The organism is Curtobacterium sp. MCLR17_054 (assembly GCF_003234335.2).
Classification (GTDB): Bacteria; Actinomycetota; Actinomycetes; order Actinomycetales; family Microbacteriaceae; genus Curtobacterium; species Curtobacterium flaccumfaciens.
On sequence record NZ_CP126263.1, the window covers coordinates 3,188,448 to 3,208,098 of the forward strand.

At 71.8% G+C, this 19,651-nt stretch carries 19 protein-coding genes; 6 read left to right on the plus strand and 13 right to left on the minus strand.

Going from position 1 to position 19,651, the window contains the following annotated elements; translation table 11 throughout:
- Window positions 1–33: 33 nt before the first annotated feature.
- The 4 genes from DEJ08_RS15070 to DEJ08_RS15085 all read left to right on the plus strand — a co-directional run bounded on the left by DEJ08_RS15070 (window position 34) and on the right by DEJ08_RS15085 (window position 2,671).
- Window positions 34–795 carry a LamB/YcsF family protein gene (locus DEJ08_RS15070; protein WP_111055476.1) on the plus strand — a complete coding sequence of 254 codons (762 nt, stop codon included), beginning with the start codon at window positions 34–36 and terminating at the stop codon, window positions 793–795.
- Entirely contained in the window at window positions 792–1,424 is a 633-nt protein-coding gene (locus tag DEJ08_RS15075; RefSeq protein ID WP_111055477.1) for a 5-oxoprolinase subunit B family protein, read from the plus strand. Before DEJ08_RS15070 ends, DEJ08_RS15075 begins: the two co-directional genes overlap by 4 nt.
- A complete protein-coding gene (locus DEJ08_RS15080) occupies window positions 1,421–2,305 on the plus strand; it encodes a 5-oxoprolinase subunit C family protein (RefSeq protein ID WP_111055478.1) in 885 nt (294 codons plus the stop codon). The genes DEJ08_RS15075 and DEJ08_RS15080 overlap by 4 nt, the downstream gene beginning before the upstream one ends.
- A 63-nt stretch (window positions 2,306–2,368) precedes the next feature.
- Window positions 2,369–2,671 (plus strand): putative quinol monooxygenase, encoded by a 303-nt coding sequence (locus DEJ08_RS15085; RefSeq protein ID WP_071405925.1) that lies wholly within the window; start codon window positions 2,369–2,371, stop codon window positions 2,669–2,671.
- Between the two features lie 63 nt (window positions 2,672–2,734).
- Here DEJ08_RS15085 and DEJ08_RS15090 read toward each other — a convergent pair whose 3' ends face one another.
- From DEJ08_RS15090 to DEJ08_RS15105, 4 genes are all read right to left on the minus strand, one after another.
- Window positions 2,735–2,917: a hypothetical protein gene (locus DEJ08_RS15090; RefSeq protein ID WP_110860976.1), complete on the minus strand. Its 183-nt coding sequence runs from the start codon at window positions 2,915–2,917 to the stop codon at window positions 2,735–2,737.
- A 62-nt stretch (window positions 2,918–2,979) separates the two neighbouring features.
- Window positions 2,980–4,041 (minus strand): DUF2891 family protein, encoded by a 1,062-nt coding sequence (locus DEJ08_RS15095; protein ID WP_258367280.1) that lies wholly within the window; start codon window positions 4,039–4,041, stop codon window positions 2,980–2,982.
- Window positions 4,028–5,110, minus strand: a complete 1,083-nt coding sequence (locus DEJ08_RS15100) for a DUF979 domain-containing protein (RefSeq protein ID WP_111032726.1) — start codon at window positions 5,108–5,110, stop codon at window positions 4,028–4,030. The genes DEJ08_RS15095 and DEJ08_RS15100 overlap by 14 nt, the downstream gene beginning before the upstream one ends.
- Complete coding sequence (locus DEJ08_RS15105; protein WP_027465970.1) at window positions 5,107–5,814, minus strand: DUF969 domain-containing protein; 708 nt, start codon at window positions 5,812–5,814, stop codon at window positions 5,107–5,109. The genes DEJ08_RS15100 and DEJ08_RS15105 overlap by 4 nt, the downstream gene beginning before the upstream one ends.
- A 97-nt stretch (window positions 5,815–5,911) precedes the next feature.
- Here DEJ08_RS15105 and DEJ08_RS15110 point away from each other — a divergent pair, with 97 nt between their 5' ends.
- Window positions 5,912–6,556, plus strand: a complete 645-nt coding sequence (locus DEJ08_RS15110) for a GntR family transcriptional regulator (protein ID WP_111024726.1) — start codon at window positions 5,912–5,914, stop codon at window positions 6,554–6,556.
- An 82-nt stretch (window positions 6,557–6,638) separates the two neighbouring features.
- On the opposite strand, the gene DEJ08_RS15115 is transcribed toward DEJ08_RS15110, so the two are convergent.
- The 9 genes from DEJ08_RS15115 to pstC form a co-directional block, all read right to left on the minus strand.
- Window positions 6,639–7,217, minus strand: coding sequence for a TetR/AcrR family transcriptional regulator (locus DEJ08_RS15115; protein ID WP_111055479.1), 579 nt, complete (start codon window positions 7,215–7,217; stop codon window positions 6,639–6,641).
- 55 nt (window positions 7,218–7,272) lie between these two features.
- Window positions 7,273–7,875: a hypothetical protein gene (locus DEJ08_RS15120; RefSeq protein ID WP_284180480.1), complete on the minus strand. Its 603-nt coding sequence runs from the start codon at window positions 7,873–7,875 to the stop codon at window positions 7,273–7,275.
- A gap of 47 nt (window positions 7,876–7,922) precedes the next feature.
- Window positions 7,923–8,699, minus strand: a complete 777-nt coding sequence (locus DEJ08_RS15125; RefSeq protein WP_228513776.1) for a phosphate ABC transporter ATP-binding protein — start codon at window positions 8,697–8,699, stop codon at window positions 7,923–7,925.
- A 99-nt stretch (window positions 8,700–8,798) separates the two neighbouring features.
- On the minus strand, window positions 8,799–9,845 hold the full coding sequence (locus DEJ08_RS15130) for a sortase (RefSeq protein WP_111055481.1): 1,047 nt from the start codon (window positions 9,843–9,845) through the stop codon (window positions 8,799–8,801).
- A 101-nt stretch (window positions 9,846–9,946) separates the two neighbouring features.
- Complete coding sequence (locus tag DEJ08_RS15135; protein WP_111055168.1) at window positions 9,947–12,013, minus strand: Ig-like domain repeat protein; 2,067 nt, start codon at window positions 12,011–12,013, stop codon at window positions 9,947–9,949.
- A 64-nt stretch (window positions 12,014–12,077) separates the two neighbouring features.
- The gene (locus DEJ08_RS15140; protein WP_181439044.1) at window positions 12,078–14,681 is read right to left on the minus strand and encodes a hypothetical protein; all 2,604 of its coding nucleotides are present in this window, start codon (window positions 14,679–14,681) and stop codon (window positions 12,078–12,080) included.
- Window positions 14,678–16,420, minus strand: a complete 1,743-nt coding sequence (gene pstS, locus DEJ08_RS15145; protein ID WP_258367209.1) for a phosphate ABC transporter substrate-binding protein PstS — start codon at window positions 16,418–16,420, stop codon at window positions 14,678–14,680. The genes DEJ08_RS15140 and pstS overlap by 4 nt, the downstream gene beginning before the upstream one ends.
- The gene (pstA, locus tag DEJ08_RS15150; protein WP_111055171.1) at window positions 16,417–17,781 is read right to left on the minus strand and encodes a phosphate ABC transporter permease PstA; all 1,365 of its coding nucleotides are present in this window, start codon (window positions 17,779–17,781) and stop codon (window positions 16,417–16,419) included. Before pstA ends, pstS begins: the two co-directional genes overlap by 4 nt.
- A gap of 2 nt (window positions 17,782–17,783) precedes the next feature.
- Window positions 17,784–18,767: a phosphate ABC transporter permease subunit PstC gene (gene pstC, locus DEJ08_RS15155; protein WP_111039792.1), complete on the minus strand. Its 984-nt coding sequence runs from the start codon at window positions 18,765–18,767 to the stop codon at window positions 17,784–17,786.
- 450 nt (window positions 18,768–19,217) lie between these two features.
- On the opposite strand from pstC, the gene DEJ08_RS15160 reads away from it, so the two are divergent.
- Window positions 19,218–19,514, plus strand: a complete 297-nt coding sequence (locus tag DEJ08_RS15160; protein WP_111055172.1) for a hypothetical protein — start codon at window positions 19,218–19,220, stop codon at window positions 19,512–19,514.
- Window positions 19,515–19,651 lie beyond the last annotated feature (137 nt).

Genomic DNA, 19,651 nt, shown 5'->3' on the forward strand with positions numbered 1-19,651 from the left:
TTGTTCAACAACCCGCGACGACAGGGAGCACCCGTGACGACGATCGACCTGAACAGCGACCTGGGCGAGGGCTTCGGCGCCTGGGCCATGGGCGACGACGCCGCGATGCTCGACGTCGTCTCGAGCGCGAACGTCGCCTGCGGGTTCCACGCCGGTGACCCGACGATCATGCTCGCCACCGCCCGCGCCGCCGCCGAGCGTGGTGTGGCGATCGGCGCGCACGTGGCCTACCGCGACCTGATCGGGTTCGGCCGCCGGCCCGTGCACGTCACCCCCGACGAGCTGTACGCGGACGTCGTGCACCAGCTCGGCGCGATGGCCGCCACCGCGCACGTCGCCGGCACGGCCGTCACCTACGTCAAGCCGCACGGCGCCCTGTACAACACCGCCTGCGCCGACCCGGTGCAGGCCGAGGCCGTCGTCCGCGCCGTGGCCGAGGTCGACCCGTCGCTCGCCGTGCTCGCGCTGCCCAGGTCGGAACTGCTGCTGGCAGCCGAGCGGCACGGGCTCCGCGCGGTGAGCGAGTCCTTCGCCGACCGTGCCTACGAACCCGACGGCTCGCTGGTGTCACGGAAGCAGCCGGGGTCGGTGCTGCACGACCCGGACGAGGTCGCAGCCCGGGTGCTCCGCATGGTCACCGACGGGGTCGCGACCGCCGTCGACGGGTCCGAGATCGCCGTGCGTGCCGACTCGGTCTGCGTGCACGGTGACTCCCCCGACGCGGTCGCGATGGCCCGGGCCATCCGAGCGCTGCTGACCGAGCACGGCGTGACGATCGCGCACTTCGCACCGTGACTGGTCCGGAGGTCCGCTCCGCGGGCGGCACCGCACTCCTCGCCACGTTCGGGTCCCTCGCCGACGTCGTCGCCTTCCGCGCCGGACTCGCACAGGCCACCCTGCCGGGGCTGACCGAGGTCGTCTCCGGCGCCCGGACGCTGCTGCTCCGGTTCGACCCGACTGCGACGGACGCCGGGCGACTCCGCTCGGAGCTCACGCAGGTCGCCCCGGTCAGCGCAGCCCTCGAAGCGCACGACTCCGAGCCGCTCGTCATCCCCGTCACCTACGACGGTGAGGACCTGGACACCGTCACCGAACTGACCGGCATGCGGCGCGACGAGCTCGTGGCGTGGCACACCGGGCAGCTCTGGACGAGCGCGTTCTGCGGCTTCGCCCCCGGCTTCAGCTACCTCACCCGCAGCGATCGCCCGCTCGACCTGCCCCGCCGCAGCACCGCCCGCACAGCCGTCCCCAGCGGCGCCGTGGCGTTGGCCGGCGAGTTCAGCGCCGTCTACCCGCGGACATCGCCCGGCGGCTGGCAGCTCATCGGCCGCACCGAGGTGCCGATGTGGTCCCTCGAGCGCACGCCTCCGGCGCTCGCGCCCGCCGGCACGCTCGTCCGCTTCGTCGTGGCGGGTGCGGCATGACCGCGCTGACCGTCGTGCAGGTCGGCTACGGCGCGACCACGCAGGACCTCGGGCGCCCGGGCTTCAGCGACATGGGCCTCGGGGCGGCCGGAGCAGCCGACCGCGGCTCCGCGGCGCTCGCCAACCGGCTGGTCGGCAACCGTCCCGACGCGGCCGTCCTGGAGGCTCTGCTCGGCTCCGTCACGCTCCGCGCCGACGCGTACGTGGTCGCGGCCACCACCGGCGCGGCCTGCCCCGTCGAGGTCGAGCGGGCGGACGGATCGGTCCGCGGTGCCGCCTCGCACGAGGTGCTGCTGCTGGCCCCGGGCGACACGCTCCGGATCGGCACCGCGACCGTGGGCCTGCGCGCCTACGTCGCGGTCCTCGGGGGCTTCGCGGTCGACCCGGTGCTCGGCAGCCGCTCGTGGGACTCCCTCGCGCGCCTCGGTCCGCCGCCACTGTCGGCCGGTGACGTCCTGCCCGTCGGTGACGCCCGGGTGTCGTGGCCGATCGTCGACGCGGTGCCGCAGCCCGAGCCGCGGTGGCCCGACGAGTCGGTCGTGCTCGACGTGGTGCCCGGACCGCGCGACGACTGGTTCACCCCGGCGTGGCGCACGACCCTGACCGGCCAGGACTTCTCCGTCAGTGCGGACAGCGACCGCGTGGGGGTCCGCACCACGGCCGCGACGCCGCTCGCCCGCTCCGTGGCACGCGAGCTGCCGAGTGAGGGCGTTGAGACCGGGTCACTGCAGGTGCCACCCGAGGGCTTCCCCGTGCTGTTCCTCGCCGACCACCCGGTGACCGGCGGTTACCCGGTCGTCGCGGTCCTGACACCGTCGTCGATCGACCTCGCTGCGCAGCTCCGTCCGGGCGATCCGCTCCGGTTCCGCATCCTCGGCTGACCGACCCGGAACAAGCGCAGGGGGTCAGGGGTTGGCTTGGACACCGCTGACGAAAGGTTCCCCATGTCGATGACCGTCCTGCTCGAGGTCCAGTTCCAGAGCGACGCCCCCGAAGACGCACTCCAGGGTGCGATCCGCGAGACGCTCGAACAGACCGCGTCGTTCCACGGCCTGGAGTCGCTCGAGGTCCTGGTCGACGACGAGGACCCGGCGCGCATGGTCGTCGTCGAGTCGTGGACGACCCCCGAGGACCACGACACCTACGTGGCCTGGCGTGCGACGCCGGAGGGCGCTCCGGCGATGGCACCGTTCCTCGCCGCGACGCCGGTCACCCGCACCTTCGCGCGGACTCTCCCGCTCGACTGAGCGCACGCCGAAGCTGACGCCGAGGCCCACGCCGGTGCCGCGGCACGACGACGGCGCGATCGCTCAGATCGCGTCGTCGTCGGTGTCGAGCGGCACCGGTCGGTCGTCGTCGGGGAGCAGTTCGTCGTCCGCGTCGTCGACCACCGGCAGGTCGTCGGGGTCGAGCACGGTCGGCTCCGGTTCGTAGTCGGTCTCCTGCGCCTCGCGGAAGTCGTCGAGGGTCTCGTCGTCCTTCGGATCGCTCATGGCCCCGAAGGTACCTCCGGATCCTCGACGTGTCCGCAGACGATCAGCGCTCCCGAAGACGGTCAGCGAGCGGCGTGCTCCCGGGCCTCCATGGCGTCCCAGGCGAAGCTCGCCAGCCAGTGGGTGGAGTAGTACTCCTCGCCCACGCTCGCCGCGAGCCCCGAGGCGAGCAGCCGGTCGGCCGCGTCGTCGAGCAGGTCGGCGATGCCGGTGCCGGAGTCGTCCGGACCGCCGGCGCGGAGTGCGTCCGCGATGCGCCGGGCCGAGCCCGCCCGCGACAGGTCGAGCCCGAACAGGTGCACCTGCTGCGGGTCGTTCTCGTCACGGACCACCGTCGACCGCAGGATCGCGTCACCCGGCTGCACCGCGGCGAAGAAGCCGCGGGCCCACGTGGCGAACTCCGCGGCGGGCAGCACCGCCCGCATCAGGTCGGCTTCGGCCAGGCCCGCGGACAGGAAGTCGTGCCCGCTCCGCTCCCAGGCGAACGGCCACCCGGCGTCCGCGCCGAACCAGTCCTTCGCAGCGCCCTCGACCGCTGCCGCCAGGGCCGGACGGTCGAGCGACCGGGCGGCCTCGAGCACGAGCAGCAGTCCGAACGCGGAGTTCGAGTGCACGCCGTGCCGGACGGGGTGCGCGGCGCCGTCGATCCACCGGACGACCAGGTCTTCGAGGACGTCGACGACGGGTGCGAACCCCGGTGCCAGTGCCCGGACAGCGGGTGCCTCGGATGCCGACACCTCTGCGGCGAGCCGCGCGAGCCACGCCCAGCCGTAGGGGCGCTCGTAGTGCGGCGTCTCGCGCAGGTAAGCGGCCTCGGTCGCGAGGTGATCCGTCGTGAGGTGCGCCTGCAGGATCGAGGTGAGCCGGGCCTCCAGGTCGGTGGGCAGGCCGTGCGCGACCAGGCGCGCCGCGAGCCAGTGCATGTGCACCGACGAGTGCCAGTCGTACGACGTGGCGAAGGCGGGGTGGAGCTCGACGGGCAGGGCCCGGTCGTCCGGTCCGGACGTCGCGTGGTGCGCGGCGTACGGGTACTCGCGGGTCGTGTTGTCCGTGGCGACGGCCGCGAAGCGGTCGGCCCAGGCGGCCCGGGTCAGGTCGATCGGGGCGGCATCAGAATGCGACAAGGTACATGACTCCCATGTTGACGACGAGCAGGATGGCGGCGGTGGGGATCTGCGCCTTGATCGGGCCGTACTTGTCCCGCATCTCGAGCAGGGCGGCCGGCACCAGGTTGAAGTTCGCGGCCATCGGGGTGACGAGCGTGCCGCAGAAGCCGGCGAGCATGCCGATCGCGAAGATCGCGGCGGGGTTGCCGTCGAAGCCCTGCACCAGGACGGGCCAGCCGATCGCGGCCGTCATGATCGGGAACGCGGCGAACGCGTTGCCCATGATGATCGTGAACAGGGCCATGCCGAGGCAGTAGATGACCACGGCGGCGAGCAGCGAGCCGTCGGGCAGCACCGATTTGATGATGGTGCCGACGGCGTCACCGACCCCCGCCTGGGTGAAGACGATGCCGAGCGTCGAGAGCATCTGCGGCAGCAGCGCTGCCCAGCCGATCGCCTGCAGCAGGCGACCGCCCTCGCGGATCGGGGTGGCGATCCTCGGCGGGCGCAGGACGAACACCGCCACGACCACGGCGAGCACCGAACCGATGCCCAGGCCGGTCAGGGTCGCGCTGCCCTCGGCGAGGAGCGGTTCGCCGCCGAACGAGACGAGCGGCCCGAGCGTCGCGACCAGCACGGCGACCACCGGCACCACGAGGGCCGGGATGAAGAGCCGGTTGCCGTACTTCGTCGCGAACGCGGCGCGCTCGTCCGGGCTGGTGGTGGCGAGCACACTCGTGCTGCCGCTGCCGGCGTCCGTGATCTTCTGCGTCACGCCGGTGGGCTCGGCGGGGCCGGTCTCGGCACCCGTGCCGGCGCCGGGGATGCTCGCGACCCGGGTGCGGCTCGTCGTGCCGGTGAAGCCGAGCCCGGCGAGCGCGACCATCACGAGGACGGCGATCCCGAGCGTCCAGGCCGGCACGGTGCCGGCGGCGACGAAGGTGCCGTAGAAGAACGACAGGCCGAGGATGCCCCAGAACGCCGCGTTGCCCAGGCGCTTCGCGTGCGCGGTGTCGGTGACGATCAGGACGGCGACGGCGATGAAGAACGCACCGATGAGCCAGTAGAGCCATTCGCTGGTGATCACGCTGCTGCCCCCAGGGTCGGGGCGTCGGCACGGGCGTCCGCCGCCATCTTGTCGAGTCGGCGGTCGAACAGCAGCAGGCGTCCGCCGTGCACGATGAGTGCCGCGATGCCCGTGGGGATCGCCCACAGGGCCAGGTCGATCGGTTCGAGCGACAGCCCGTAGGTCGAGTCGACGAACGTCGTGATGAGCAGGATCGAGCCGACGGCGACGAAGACGTCCTCGCCGAAGAACACGCCGACGGTGTCCGATGACGCCGAGTAGCCTTTGATCTTCTCGCGCATGCGGTCGTCGATCCGCCCGTACTTCTTGGTCGCCGCACCCTCGGCCATCGGGTAGACCAGCGGGCGCACGGTCTGCGCCGGGCCACCGATGCTCGTCAGGCCGACCGCCGCGGTGACCTGCCGGATCACCAGGTACCCGGCGAGCAGACGACCCGTCGTGAGCTTGTCGAGCTTCGCGATCAGGCGCTTCGCCTGGTCCTGCAGGCCGTAGCGCTCGATCAGACCGATGACGGGCAGGACGAGCGCGAAGGTCGTGACGGACCGGCTCGAGGCGAACCCGTTGCCGAACGCGTCGAGGATGCCGACGGGACCGATCCCGCCGATGGCCGCGGTCACGATGCCCGCGACCGTGACGACGAGGAGCGCATTGATGCGCAATGCGAAGCCGACGATGACGACGGCGACGCCGATGAGGACGAACATGCGGGACAGTCTGGACCGCATTGTTCAACAATCGCAAGAGCCGGTTCTGCTCTGTAACACGCCCTTCACAAACGCCACCCGTGCCAGGATCGGTGCCATGACCCGAACCGTCGGCGGCGCTGACTCCACGGCCACGCGGTTGCGCACCATGATCGCGTCGGGTGGGTTCTCCCCCGGGGCGCAGCTGTCCGAGGAGCGGTTGAGCGACCAGCTCGGGGTCTCGCGGAACACCCTGCGCGAGGCCTTCCGGCTGCTCGCCCGCGACCGTCTGGTCGAGCACGTGTTCAACCGCGGGGTGTTCGTCCGCCGGCTCTCCGCCGCCGACGTCACCGATCTCTACGCGGCTCGGCGGGTGCTCGAAGAGGCAGCCGTGCGCGCCTGCACCCCCGACGCACCGGCACTCGCCGAGGCCGCCGCAGCGGTCGCCGACGCCCGGGCAGCAGCGTCCGCGGGCGACTGGGGTGCGGTCGGCACGGCCGACATCCGCTTCCACGCCGAGCTCGTGCGCGCGGTGCCGAGCGAGCGGATCCACGCCCTGATGGACGGCCTGCTCGCCGAGATGCGGCTCGCCTTCCTGACCACCGCCGACCCGGCCTCGTTCCACGCCGACTTCGTCGAACGCAATGACGCGATCGTGTCCGCGTTGCGCGGTGGCGACCAGGACGCCGCCTCGGCGCTGCTCGCCGACTACCTCGACGACGCGGAGCGGACGCTGCGGGTCGCCGCCGGCGCAGCCGACTGAGGGACGGCCAGGAGGCCCGGTGCGGCTCCGCCCCGCACGCGCAGTCCGAGCGCGCTCACGCTGGCGCCCGCGGATCGCTCGGTCAGGGCTTCCCGCCAAGCAGGGCCGTGACCGCGTCGGCCACGACCTGGCGACGCCGCGGCGGCGTCACGGCCTGCACCAGCGGGTCGTACTCCGGAGCGGTCGCGCTCCAGAACGCCGCGGTGTGCAGGACGAGCCCGAGGAGCACCGCCGGACGGAACGCCCGCGGCAGGACCCCGGCGCGCTGGGCGTGCTCGACCTCGGCCACCGCGTCGGCGTAGCTCGTCGCGACGGACTCGAGCGGGACGTCGGCGCGCTCGAGCCGGTGCCAGGTCGCGAGCCGCTGGGCCCAGGGGCGACGGACGTACGAGTCGTGCACCCGGCCGGCCCAGGCGGAGAGGTCGGCGGTGTCGAGTGGAGCCTCGGCGAACGTCTCGGTCACGGTGTCCGCGACGAGGGCGTCGAACAGCCCCTCCTTGCTGCCGAAGTAGTGGAAGACCTGCGCCTTGTTGCTCGACGCCGCGGCACCGATCCGTTCGACCCTGCCGGCGGCCAGTCCGACCGCAGCGAACTCGTCCCGCGCGGCGAGCAGGAGCCGGGCGCGCATCGCGTCAGCGGCTGGGGGCGTGAATCGGGCCATGGCGACCACCGTACCGATCACGCGGCCCGCACAGCTGGGGTGCACCGCAGCAGCTTCAGGCTCGCTGTCTCCGCACAGCGCTGCAGAGGACCAACGCGAGCGTCAACAGGACGCCGGCGACCACGGCCCCCTGGACGACGTCGGCGAAGCCGCGCTGCAGATCGTCGCCCGTGACGAGGATCGCGACGACCAACGCCGCCGTCACCGCGAGCACGATCGACCGGGCTCGCAAGCTTCCGTCCGAGCGACTCACGGCGGCGTGGATCGCCACGAACGGGACCGGGAAGAGCGCGGCGAAGGCAGCCGAGCCGTCGAAGAAGAGGAGTCCGACGAGCAGCCCTGCCCCGAGACCGATCGACAGCACCACCCAGTCCGACGTGGAGATTTCGGCCCTTGAGGCGCCTCTGCGCCGACGCCGACCGGGCAAGATCGACAGGGCGCAGACGGCGCCACCGACGAGCAGGAACACCCCCGGATCCCACGACGCCTCGTTCGGAGCGCTCAGCATCGAGGCCCCGAGCGCCATGATGGCGAACAGGATCGCCCGGACCCCGCTCCGCCGCATCTGCTCGATCGCTCGGTTCTGATGTTTCACATCCCCGACCGTACTGCCCGGACAGGCGTGACGGGCGTCCGCTGGTGCCGTGGTCACGACCACCGCCGGACGGGAGGCGCGGTGCGGGCCCGCACCGCGCCTCCCGTCCGTCATCCGAAGCGACCGTTGACGTAGTCGGCGGTGCGCGGATCCTGCGGTGTCTGGAACATCGCGTCGGTCGGGCCGTGCTCGACGATCGCACCGGGTGTCCCGGCCTCGGCCAGGAAGAACGCGCAGCGGTCGGAGACGCGCTGCGCCTGCTGCATGTTGTGCGTGACGATGACGATCGTCACGTCGGTGGCGAGCTCCGTGATCGTCTGCTCGATGCGCCGGGTCGACGTGGGGTCGAGGGCGGAGCACGGCTCGTCCATCAGGAGCACCCGCGGACGGACGGCGAGCGACCGCGCGATGCAGAGCCGCTGCTGCTGCCCACCGGACAGGCCGCCGCCGGGTTGCCGCAGGCGGTCCTTGACCTCGTTCCACAGGCCCGCCTTGGTCAGGGTCTCCTCGACGAGCGCGGCCTTCGCGGCCTTGTCGAGCCGCACGCCCGTCAGGGCGAGTCCTGCGAGCACGTTGTCCTGGATGCTCATCGCGGGGAACGGGTTCGGCTTCTGGAACACCATGCCGATCTGCCGCCGGGCCTCGGTGATGCGTCGGGACGCGTCGTAGATGTCGACGTCGTCGAGGAGCACCTCGCCCGCGAGCGACGCCGTGGGGACGAGCTCGTGCATGCGGTTGAGCGTGCGGAGGAACGTGCTCTTGCCGCAGCCGGACGGTCCGATCAGGGCGGTGACCTGGCCGGCCGGCATGGTCAGCGAGACACGGTCGAGCACCTTGTGGTCGCCGAACCAAGCGGAGACGGATCGGGCGTCGAGCGTCGCGGGCAGGGTCGACGGATCCGGTGCCGGCGGCACGCGGTCGAACCAGCTGTCGAACTCGGCGAGGAGGGTTTCGGTTTCTGTTCCGGGCATCGTGGTCTCTATCGGTCACATCAGGTTGGGCAGGAGGACGGTGAGCTGGGACGCCGCGGAGAGCCCGACGGCGAGCACCACCGGGACGGCGACGACGAGTGTCTGCCGACGGCCCCAGAAGCGCATGCCGACCGCGAACAGCGCGACCATGCCGGCCAGGACGATCAGGCCGAGCACCAGGAACGGCCACACCGAGCCGTCACCGGCCATCGTCAGTTCGGCGGGGGCGAGTGCGGCGTAGCCGAACGAGGGCGTCGGGGTGGGAGCGGCCTTCGAGACGAGTTCGGCGTCGACGCGGACGACGGAGTCGGGCAGGAACGGCAGCCCGGCGGCGGAGACCAGGGTGAGCCGGCCGTCGTCGGCCTCGAGCGGTGCGGGGACGTGGTCGCCGGTGCGGCGGACGTCGACGACCCGGTACTTCGCGGTCCCCTGCCCGGTCGTCGCGGTGATGACGGCACCCTTGTCGAGCTGGTCGATGCGACCGAAGGGGCCGCCGTAGGCGGTCTGGCGCCCGTAGACGACGCTCGCGCCGACCTGACCGGGCAGCGGGGTGTCCCGACGGTGGCCGGGGCCGGAGCGGGTGGTCTCCGACGTGGTGCCCTGCAGCACGACCGTGTCGAGGCCGAGCGCCGGCACCCGGACGATCGCGACGGGGGTGCCCTCGGGGACCAGGCGGCCGTCGGTGCCGGTCTGGCCGACGGGGGCGGTGGCGTTGGCGAGCTGGTAGCGGAACGCGTCACGGGCGAGCTGCTGGTCGCGCGAGTACGTGACCTGCGACACGGCCGTGAACTGCAGCGCGAAGCCGACGAGCAACAGCCCGACGACGACGATCGCCGACCCGCTGAACCGCCAGCGGTCGGGGGCGCCGAGGACCGGGATCGCCCGGGCGGCGGGGCCGGCGGACTCGTGGGACCAGCCACTGACCGGCTGGGTCGGACGCCGGGTGCGGGACGGACGGAGCGCCCGGATCGGCCGCCACGTCCGGACGGCGCGACGGCGGCCGCTCGCGTCCGGTTCGCCGGTGGGTCGCCGGCCCGGCAACCAGGAGGTGAAGCTCGTCATCGATCCGTCCGTCGGGGTGTTCGGGGTGTGGTGTCTTCGGGGGTGGGGTCTTCGGGGTGGGGCACCCGGCCGGTCCTCGCGGACCGGCCGGGGGGGGGGGACTAGCGGGTGATCTTCACCGAGGACGAGGTCCGCGCGGTGTTCCACAGGGAGTCGCCGCCGTAGACGACGGTCAGCTTGTGCGTGCCGGCCTTGAGACGCGGGAGCGAGACGGTGCCGCGCCCGGTCTTCGACAGCGACACCGAGGCGAGCGTCTTGCTGCCCTCCTTGACGGTGACCTTGCCGGTCGGGACCACGCCGGTGCCGCTCACGGCAACGGTGACCTTGGCGTGGGACTTGGCGGAGACCGACTTGACCTTGCCGGCCTTCACGGTCGGCGCACCCTTGGCGACCTTCACCGTCGACACGGCGCTCGTGGCGACCGTCCCGCCGGCCGTGGCCGGGGTGTAGGTGGCGACGAGGCTGTACGAGGCGCGCTTCGGGACGAACGAGACCGAGGCGGTGGTGGCCCCGGCGGCGACCTTGGCGGTGCCGACGGTCTCCGTGCCGTTCCCGATCGTGACGGTGCCGCCCGTGGCGTTCCCGCCCGTGATCGTCGTGGTGACCTTGGCGGTCTTGCCGACCGTCAGACGCGGAACCGTCATCGTGACGCCGGTCGCGGCCGAGACGGTGACCGTGGACGCCGCCGAGGTGCTCGACGCGACGCCGGCGAGCGCCGGGATGAACAGCGCGTTGACCGAGGCCGTGCCGCTGGGCAGGGTCACCGGGGCGGTGACGCTCTTCGCGCCCTTGGCGATGGTGCCGGTCCCGACGACGGTGGAGCCGTTCAGGAACCGGACCGTGCCGCCGCCGCTGCCGAACGAGTCGACGGAGACGGTGGCGCTGACGGGCTTGCCCGCGACGGCCTTCGCGGGGATCGACAGGGCGGTGGTGCTCAGCGACGCGGGGAAGGCACGCAGCTGGGCGTAGCCGCAGGTGGTGGCGGCGTTGGTCGCCGGCTCCGGCAGGAACCCGTAGGCGGCGATGGTCGCGGTCTGCTTGCAGACGAGCGAGTCCTTGCCGACGAACGCCTTCGCGATCGCGCTGGACGGGTCGTCCGCCAGGCGCGACGGGACGATGTTGTAGACGTCACGGACGAAGCCGGCGTACGCCGGGTTGGTCGCGTAGGCCTTGCCGCTGCCGGTGGTCGCCGCGGTCTGGCTGCCGGCGGTCTTGCCGAGGTCGGCGAGCGTCACGCCGTGGCGACGGTCGGTGACCCCGCCGACGCCGTTGGCCTGCGCCACCCACTGGCTGACCGAGAACGGGGCGATCGCGAGCGTCGAGCCGGTGTCGGCCGCGACGACTGCGGTGCCGTCGTGCTCCTCGATCGGCTTGCCGGCCGAGGTGTCGGAGACGAAGGAGTTCGTGCTCGTGAAGCCCGAGGCGTCGGTCAGACCGAGCTGGCCGAGGAAGTAGCTGCGGGTGCCCGAACCGAACTTGGGCAGGAGCGGCTGGATCTTGGACGCCTTGGTGCCGTCCGGACCCGTCGCGCTGCCGCCCACGGAGTTGTAGGTGCCGTCCGCGTTGAAGTACACGTAGGACACGTCACCGCGGTAGACGTTCCAGAGCGTCGGGGCCGTCTTGGCCTGCGTCCCGTCCCCGATGGAGAAGGGCACCTTCGCCAGCGGGCTGCCCGGCGCGTAGGCGACGTCGACCGCGTCGCGGGCGAACGGCACGTACGCCAGGACGCCGTCGGCCGACTGGTCCTTGGCGGCGGGGCCGCCCGACGAACGGGCGAAGTCGAGCTGGCCGACGACGGACTCGTCGATCGTCGTGCTCGTGCCGTCGGCCAGGGCGACGCCCGACTTGTTGGCGACCGCACCGACGGAGACGAGCAGCTCGTCACGGCCGGCACCGGAGCCGGAGACGCGCGGGATGGCCGCTCCGCCGGATCGCGTGACGACGGTGGGGCCGGCGTTCGTCGCGTCGTACGAGGCGATCTGGTTCCCCCCGACCGCTGCGGCGACGCCGTTCATGACGTCCTGGGTCGTGTCCGAGCCGAGGCCGACGAGCTTGCCGAACGCGTTCCCCGCGGGGTCGGCCTGGGCCGCCGGCACGGAGAGGGCACCGACGATCAGCGCGGCTGCACCGAACGTGACTGCCGACTTGCAGAAGGTGTTGACCTTCATGGCTGGTGTTTCCTTTCGTGGGTTCGACGCTGCCCAGGTGGCAGCGGTCGTGGGTGGAACTCGGTCACACGTGGGCGGCGGCCAGCATCGCCAGCCTCCGGCCACGGCGGATCAGGAACGGCCCCACGCCGAGCGCCGGCAGGCCGGCTCCGAGCGCCGCGGCGAGACCCAGGCGGGTCGCCGCGAGCGGCTGGTCGTGGGTGCGTTGGGTGGGTCCGGACGCCTCGTCGACGTCGTTGGTCGACACGGGAGGCGCGGCGTCGGCCACCGGGTCGACGGTCGCGTCCGGCAGGGTGTCGGTCGACGTCCCCGGGTCGGTGACGGGATCGGTGACGGTCTCCGTCGTGTCGGTGGGCGGTGGGACCGCCCCCTCGGTGCCGGACGCCGTCGGCTCGGTCGGCGCCGACGCCGCCGGCGGCTTCGGGCACGCCGCGGCGACCGTCCGGGCGTCGGTCAGACCAGCGGCGACCTGCCCGGCCGCTGCCCGCATGCTGCTCGACAGCGGGACGTAGCCGGCGGGGAGCTCGCCCTGCTTCTCCCCCGGTACCTGACCGGCACCACTCGCGTACCGGATGAAGGTGGCGTAGTCCGAACGCTCCGCCGGGCTCGAGGCGCAGACGTTCACGGCCGCGTAGCTGAGCATGGCCAGCGGGTAGGCCGCCGCGTCACGGTTCGCGGGGTCGGCCACGACGACGCCCGGCACGGTCGACGGCCGCATGGTCGCGATGCCCTTCGTGATCGCCTCGGTGGTCGGAGCGACGGCCTCGCCGGCGGCGTTCACGAGCTTCGCGGTGGGGAGCGCGTACCGGGCGGCCGAGGCCGTGTCGGTGATCGACAGCAGGAACCGGCTCCCCGGCACCTGGGCGCCGAGCGAGGTGTAGCCCTTCGGCTGCCCGAACGGGTTCCACGAGTCCTTCTGGTTGGGGTCCGCCTTGAGCGTCCGGTAGGCGCCCTCGTGCATGTCGTTCATGTACGGGCGCATGTCCAGGGTGCCGTAGCCGGTCTCGTCCCGGTCGCCGCCCTTCGCGATGGTCAGGTCGGCCTTCGGGAAGCTGTCGATCGTCGTGTCGGTCGCCAGTGACAGCGGGCGGTAGGCGGGGTTGATCCGCATCCCCCACTCGTCCGGGCGCCCGTCGAGGAACGCCGCAGCGACGGGGTCCGCCCGCAGCCACGCCCAGACCCGGGCGTTCGCGTTCGTGTCCCCGAGCGCGACCATCAGTCCGGCCGGGGCGGTGTCGCTCTTCGAGCCGACGAAGGTCGGGTTGAGCGCGAGGAACTCCGGGTCCGTCACGATGCTCGAGGCGTTCGCCGCCACGGTGGGGTCGCCCTTGCCGCGGCCGGGCACGTCCGCCTGGTACGACTGCGTGAGCAACTTCGCGACGAGCCGTGCGTCGAGCGTGAGGTCCTGCGCCTGCAGCCCGTTCCGCGCCTTGGCGGGGGCGTCCGGGTACAGCCGGTAGTCGATCGAGAAGCCGATCACGATCGCCGACTGCGCCACGGGGGCGTACCGGATGGTCGTGTCCGGGGCGGTCGCGGGGTCGAGCGGCGTGTTCACCAGGGCGAGCCGCGATGCCCCGCCGGTCGTCGAGACGATCTGGTGCTGTGCCTCCTCGTCGCCGATCTGCGAGTAGCCGTAGGTCGTGCCGAGTCCGCACAGTGCGGGCTGCCAGGCGGTGACCGCCTCGGTGGCTGGCTCCGAGCCGACCAGACGCTGCTCCGCGTTGCCGATCGGGCAGGCCTGGGCCACGGACTGGAACCCGAGGGGGAACACGACACGGTTGCGCCAGGCCGATGCCGACAGGGGCGAGCCGGTGACACGACCGGCGGCGGTCGACCCCGCGGTGCCGCCGTCGAGGTTGTGGCTGCCGCGCGGCACGATCACGAGCCAGCAGTCCCGCGGCGTCGTCCTTCCGGCAGCCAGCCGGTCCTGCCCGCAGCCGAGCTGCGGCGCCTCGAGCCCCGACTGGGTCTCGAAGGTGACCTGGCCGGTGCCGTCGCTCGCGGTGCGCGCGGCCGTGACCTCGTTCGTGGTCGTCGCGTCGAACTGCTTCGACAGCTCGGTCGTGCTCTTCGACAGGGTTCCGTCGACCGACCGGAAGGGCACGCGGTAGGCGCGGAGGAACGGGTTCTCGACGGGCGGGTCGAGCAGCAGGTCGGGGTTCGCGTCCGGTCCGGTCAGGGTCGGGTCCTGCAGCGGGTCGTCCCCGTTCACCAGGTCGCGCTTGGCGGCGCCGACGCCGGTCAGGGCCGCGATGGTCGACGACGGAGCGCCCCACTGGCACTGTTCGGGGGACGGCCCGGCCGCCTCGTCGCCCCAGCACTGCATGACCTGGACGTAGTCGGTGGCGTACTCACTCGGCGAGGTCGGCTTCGCACCGGTCCAGCTCACCGTGACGCCCTGGTCGGTGAGTTCGCGGGTCTGGCTGACCGTGAACGACATCTTCGAGAAGTCGGCCGCGTCGGGGTCGGGCGTGGTGGTCGATCCCCCCGGACCGAGGGCGGCCTGCGCGTCGACCCACGACTTGGTCACCGCGGACGAGGGTGTGGCCGAGGGCGCGGTGGCCGACGCCGGGATCGTGGCGACGAGCAACGACCCGGCGATGGTCGAGGTGACGGCACCGAAGACGAGGGCCGCGGAACCGAGTCGGACGAGGTGCTGGTTCTTCACTTCTGGGTCCTCCGTCGGGACACGAGCACGCCGATCAGCGGGGGCAGCAGGACCACGCCCAGCAGTGCGGCCACGGCGCAGAGCATCAGGGTGCGGGTCGGCGTCCAGCCGTCGGCCGCGTCGACCTCGACCGGCAGGGCGGCCACGTTCTGGCACACACCGCTGTCGGCGTCGCACTGCACGGGCGAGCCGTTGTTCAGTGCGGGCACCGCGCCGGTGCCACCGCTGCCGGTGCTGCCGCCGGAGAGCTCCGTCGACCCGCTCCCGGATCCTGAACCGGATCCGCCCGAGCCGCCGGAACCGGAACCCCCGGACCCGCCGCCCTTCGCACCGGTCCCCGAACCGCCGCCGGAGCCCGAGCCGGAGCCCCCGGCCGCCCCGGTACCGCCACCGGAACCGCCCGCGCCACCACCGGACGCGCCACCGCTCTGGGTCGGTGTCGTGGTGCCCTTCGCCCCGCCGGTGCCCGTGTTGCACTGGGTCGCGCCGAGCTTGTCGCACGCGGGCGGCTGCGGCGCCTTGACGGCGAGGGTGTTCTTGCCGTCGGCGGAGAACGTCGGGTTGTTGCACTTCCGGATGTCGATCTTCTTCGCCTCGACACCGGGGATGCGCCGCACCTGGTCGAGTCCGGCCTGCACCAGGTTGATCGGCAGTGGCGAGTAGCCGAGCACCTCGGCCTGCTGCTGCCCCTCGCACAGGAAGTAGTAGTCGAACGCCCCGAGGGTCTTGCCCTTCGCCGGGGTCAGGCTCGCGTCGGTGGTCGTCGGCACCACCATGTAGGAGTACGACGACAGTGGGTAGGTGCGGGCGTCGGGGTTGTCGTAGACGCCGTCGAGGATTTGCGTCAGGTACGACGACGACCGCTTGTCCTGGTTGATCTTCGCGCCGAGCAGGCCCACCGCGACGTTCGAGGCGGTCGGTTCGACGTAGTAGCCGGCCTTGTTCAGCACCTTCGCCACCGGGTAGCCGGTCTTCAACGCGTAGGAGTACTCGACGTACGTGATCGTGCCGACGTTGGCCTTCTGGGCGACGTAGCCGGACACGCCCTGCGAGTTCGGCTGGGCGATGAACCCCTTGCCGGCGACCGTCGGGTAGTTCGACGTGATGCCGCACGGTAGCGGCCGGCCCGCCTGCTTGCAGTACGCGTTCCACTCGGACGGGTACTTCTTGCTCATCCAGGTGGTGAACTGCGCGGTCGACCCGGACCCGTCGGACCGGACGACCGGCACGACGCGGCGCTTCGGCAGGTCGAGCCCGGGGTTGTCGGCCTTGACCTTCGGGTCGTCCCAGCTCGTGATCTTGCCGGTGAAGATGCCCGCGAGCACCGGGCCGGACAGCCGCAGGTTGGTGATCTGCTTGCCACCGGCGCTGAGGTTGTACATGAACGACGTGCCACCGGCGACGATCGGCATGTACGCGTAGCCGACCGTCGGCGGGACGTCGGTGACCCCACCGTCCTTGATGCCGTACGGGATCTCGGAGACGGCGAAGTCGACGGTGCCCGCCTTGAACTGGTTGCGGCCGTCGGAGGACCCGGTGCTGGCGTACCGGACCTTCATCCCGTACTGCTGCACGTTCACGGCCCACTGCTGGATCGCGACGGAACTCCACGACGAGCCGGCGCCCGAGATGGGCACGTAGGACTCGCCCGCGTCGGCCGCGGTGGCGGGGAGGATCGACAGGGCCAGTGCGGCGGCGGCCAGGACCGCGCCCATCAGGCGTGTTCTGCGGGGTCTCACGAGGGGTCCTTCTGGGAGGCGTCGGCGGGGAACGGGTGGACGTAGCGGCGGGCGTGCCTGCGGACGAAACGGCCGACGGGGCGCCAGACCGGTTCGGCGGCGGCGACACCGCGCAGGACCAGGCGACCGAGCGCCCGGAACCGGTCGTTGCGGCGCTCACGGGTGGCGACGGTCTGCGACCCGATCACGCGGGCGATCACGAAGAGCACCAGCACGAGGAACATCAGGACCGCGGCCGCGCCGAAGCCGCGGGCGATCATGTTCGGTTCTGGCGACTTGACGAACTCGAAGATCGCCAGGGGCAGCGAGATCATCGGACCGCTCGTCGGGTCGAGGTTCAGGTCGGGCGCGAAGCCGGCGGTCAGCAGCACCGGGCTCGTCTCGCCGATGCCGCGCGCGGTGGCGAGGATGATCGCGGTGACCAGGCCGGAGCGGGACGTCGGCAGCACGACCCGCCACACCGTCTGCCACTGACCGGCACCGAGCCCGATCGACGCCTCCTTCAGCGTCGACGGCACCAGGCGGAGCACGACGTCGGCGGACCGGATCATGATCGGCAGCATCATCACGCTGATCGCCAGGGACGCCGCGAACCCGGACTTGTCGAAGCCGAGCCCGACGATGACGCTCGCGTAGATGAAGAGCCCCGCGACGATCGAGGGCAGCGCGGTCATCGCCTCGACGATGGTGCGGACGAACCGGGCGAAGGGTCCGGGCACCTCGGTCAGGAACAGCGCCGTGGTCACGCCGAGCGGCACCGTGATCACGAGCGCGATCGAGATCTGGATGAGCGACCCCGCGATGGCGTGCAGCACTCCGCCGGAGGTCATCGGGTCGAGCGGCCCGGTGAGCGCCATGTCCTGCGTGTAGAAGTTCCAGTGCGGCAGCGCCTTCGTGGCCCGGATCACGCTGAACGAGACGACGAACACCAGCGTGGCCACAACGACGAACGCCAGCGAGTGCACCGCGGCGGAGACGACCCGGTCACGGACCACGGCCGCGCTCTCGTTGGTGGCGACGAGGAGCGCGTAGAACACCAGGAACATCACGTAGGCGACGGCCGCGAAGGCGATCGGTCCGGAGACCGGGGCGAGTTCGGTGAACACGATCGACGTGACCGAGACCGAGGCGACCGCGGCACCGACGACGCAGAGCACGTCGCTGATCCGGGTGCCGCTGAACCGGCGCTCCTCGGGCCCACGGGCCGGCTCGGACTCCCGCTCGAGCCGCGGCAGGACCGTGCCGGAGCCGGATCCCGAGGGCGTCGACACCGTCACCGGGCTGGCTAGGACGGGCGTCGACAGGGGGACGGTGGGCAGGGGTGACGTGACGCCCGACGGCGCCTGGGTGGTGTCGGTCATGGCTAGCTGCTCGCTCCCGAACGCGATCGGGCGACCACGGCGGACGCGGCGAAGTTGATGCACAGCGTCATCAGGAACAGCGTCAGACCCGCTGCCATGAGCGCCGACATGCCGAAGGGTGTCGCGTCGCCGTACCGCAGGGCGATCAGCGAGGAGACCGAGCTCGCCCCGGCCTGCAGGATGTGCGGCTGGATGACGAACACCGGCGAGATGATCATGTAGACGGCGATGGTCTCGCCCAGCGCCCGACCCAGACCGAGCATCGTCCCGCCGATGATGCCGCCCCGGCCGAACGGCAGCACGACCGAGCGGATCATCCCCCACCGCGTCGACCCGAGCGCGAGCGCCCCCTCACGCTCACCGAGCGGGGCCTGCGAGAACACCTCGCGCATGATCGAGGTGACGATCGGCGTGATCATCAGCCCGACGACGATGCCCGCGATGAACGTCGAGGCCGTGTACGCGGTCGGCGACGCGAGCGGGTCGTCGAGGTCGACGCCCGACACCGAGAAGAGCGGGATCCAGCCGAACCACTGCGAGATCCACCGCGACACCGGCGTGATCTGCGACTGCAGGAAGAAGAAGCCCCAGAGCCCGTACACGACGCTCGGGATCGCGGCCATCAGGTCGACGAGCCCGATGAACGCCTTGCGGATCCGCAGGGGTGCGTACTCGGTGATGTACAGCGCGGTGCCGAGCGAGAGCGGCAGGGCGAACGCGATCGCGACGGCGGCGATCAGGACCGTGCCGACCAGCACGGCGGCGATGCCGAACCGGTGCGCGTCGGGGTCCCAGGCCTGCGTGGTGAGGAACCCGAACCCGGCGACGCGCAGGGCCTCGGCGGCCCGGACGGCCAGGAACAGCCCGACGAGCAACATGATCGCGAGGACGGTGACACCGCCGGCACGGGCGATGTTCCGGAACCTGACGTCCGATGGGTCCCGCACGACCGTGAGCAGGCGGGGCGAATCTGTGGACAACGGCATCCTTCGGAATCCGGGGCAGCAGGTCGGGTGCGCCGGGGGATGCTGCGCTCCCGTTCCGGCGGGCATCACATTGGCAGTCGCTCGACCAACGAAGGCCCCTCAGCCGGCGTCCAGGAAACGGCTCAGAAGTGAACAGACGGGTTTCCTGAGCGGATCGCAAGCTTCGTGTGGTCGCCACACCCTCCGTTCGGGGGCGGACGGAGCAGTCCGGGGTACAGCGATCGGGGCACAAGCCCGATGCGCCACAGAACCCCAGATCGGAAGGTGGTTCGTTCCCGGAACCAATATTTCCTCACACTCACGCGCCCCCCTCCCGGCACTGGGTGAACACCCAGGGGAACGAGGCTCGAGCTTCCGGTCCCACGTATCAAGTTTGTTGTTTTACATTTCAACGGAAACCGGCAGATTGTTGCCCGATCGGCGAGGAACGCCGATCAGGAGGGAAACCCAATGCGCCGGGCGCCGGCCTTCATCGTCCTCTTCGGGATCGTGACGACGGTCGGCGCCTGGCTCTCGCTTGATCTGCTCTACGCGTGTTTGGCCGCGCTCGCGACGATCACGTACGCCGCCTTCGCTCCGAGCATCGTCGGGAGTACCCCGATCCCCCCGGGGTGCGCACCAGACCCGGCAAAGGTGCGGAGTTGGCGTGAGACGCATCCGGACTCGACGGTGAGCGAAGCGATCGATGCCGTCACCAAGCGTGAGCGCATCGACTCGGAGGCCCGTGGAGACAACAGCTCCGGGTGACCCGCCCGGCGCCGCTGACTCCGACCACGCTGACCGCCCACGCAGGACCGGCGACGGTTCCGTGCGCGCAGCAGTCGGATCCCCGCGCGAGCACCACGACGACGCACGATTCCACCGCAGATGGGCAACTTTGCGTC

What these genes read in the sequence shown, in the direction of transcription:
- DEJ08_RS15080 (WP_111055478.1), top strand. Translation starts at nt 1,421, where the DNA reads ATGACCGCGCTGACCGTCGTGCAGGTCGGCTACGGCGCGACCACGCAG.
- DEJ08_RS15085 (WP_071405925.1), top strand. Translation starts at nt 2,369, where the DNA reads ATGTCGATGACCGTCCTGCTCGAGGTCCAGTTCCAGAGCGACGCCCCC.
- DEJ08_RS15090 (WP_110860976.1), bottom strand. Translation starts at nt 2,917, where the DNA reads ATGAGCGATCCGAAGGACGACGAGACCCTCGACGACTTCCGCGAGGCG.
- DEJ08_RS15105 (WP_027465970.1), bottom strand. Translation starts at nt 5,814, where the DNA reads ATGTTCGTCCTCATCGGCGTCGCCGTCGTCATCGTCGGCTTCGCATTG.
- DEJ08_RS15110 (WP_111024726.1), top strand. Translation starts at nt 5,912, where the DNA reads ATGACCCGAACCGTCGGCGGCGCTGACTCCACGGCCACGCGGTTGCGC.
- DEJ08_RS15115 (WP_111055479.1), bottom strand. Translation starts at nt 7,217, where the DNA reads ATGGCCCGATTCACGCCCCCAGCCGCTGACGCGATGCGCGCCCGGCTC.
- DEJ08_RS15130 (WP_111055481.1), bottom strand. Translation starts at nt 9,845, where the DNA reads ATGACGAGCTTCACCTCCTGGTTGCCGGGCCGGCGACCCACCGGCGAA.
- DEJ08_RS15135 (WP_111055168.1), bottom strand. Translation starts at nt 12,013, where the DNA reads ATGAAGGTCAACACCTTCTGCAAGTCGGCAGTCACGTTCGGTGCAGCC.
- pstA (WP_111055171.1), bottom strand. Translation starts at nt 17,781, where the DNA reads ATGACCGACACCACCCAGGCGCCGTCGGGCGTCACGTCACCCCTGCCC.
- pstC (WP_111039792.1), bottom strand. Translation starts at nt 18,767, where the DNA reads ATGCCGTTGTCCACAGATTCGCCCCGCCTGCTCACGGTCGTGCGGGAC.
- DEJ08_RS15160 (WP_111055172.1), top strand. Translation starts at nt 19,218, where the DNA reads ATGCGCCGGGCGCCGGCCTTCATCGTCCTCTTCGGGATCGTGACGACG.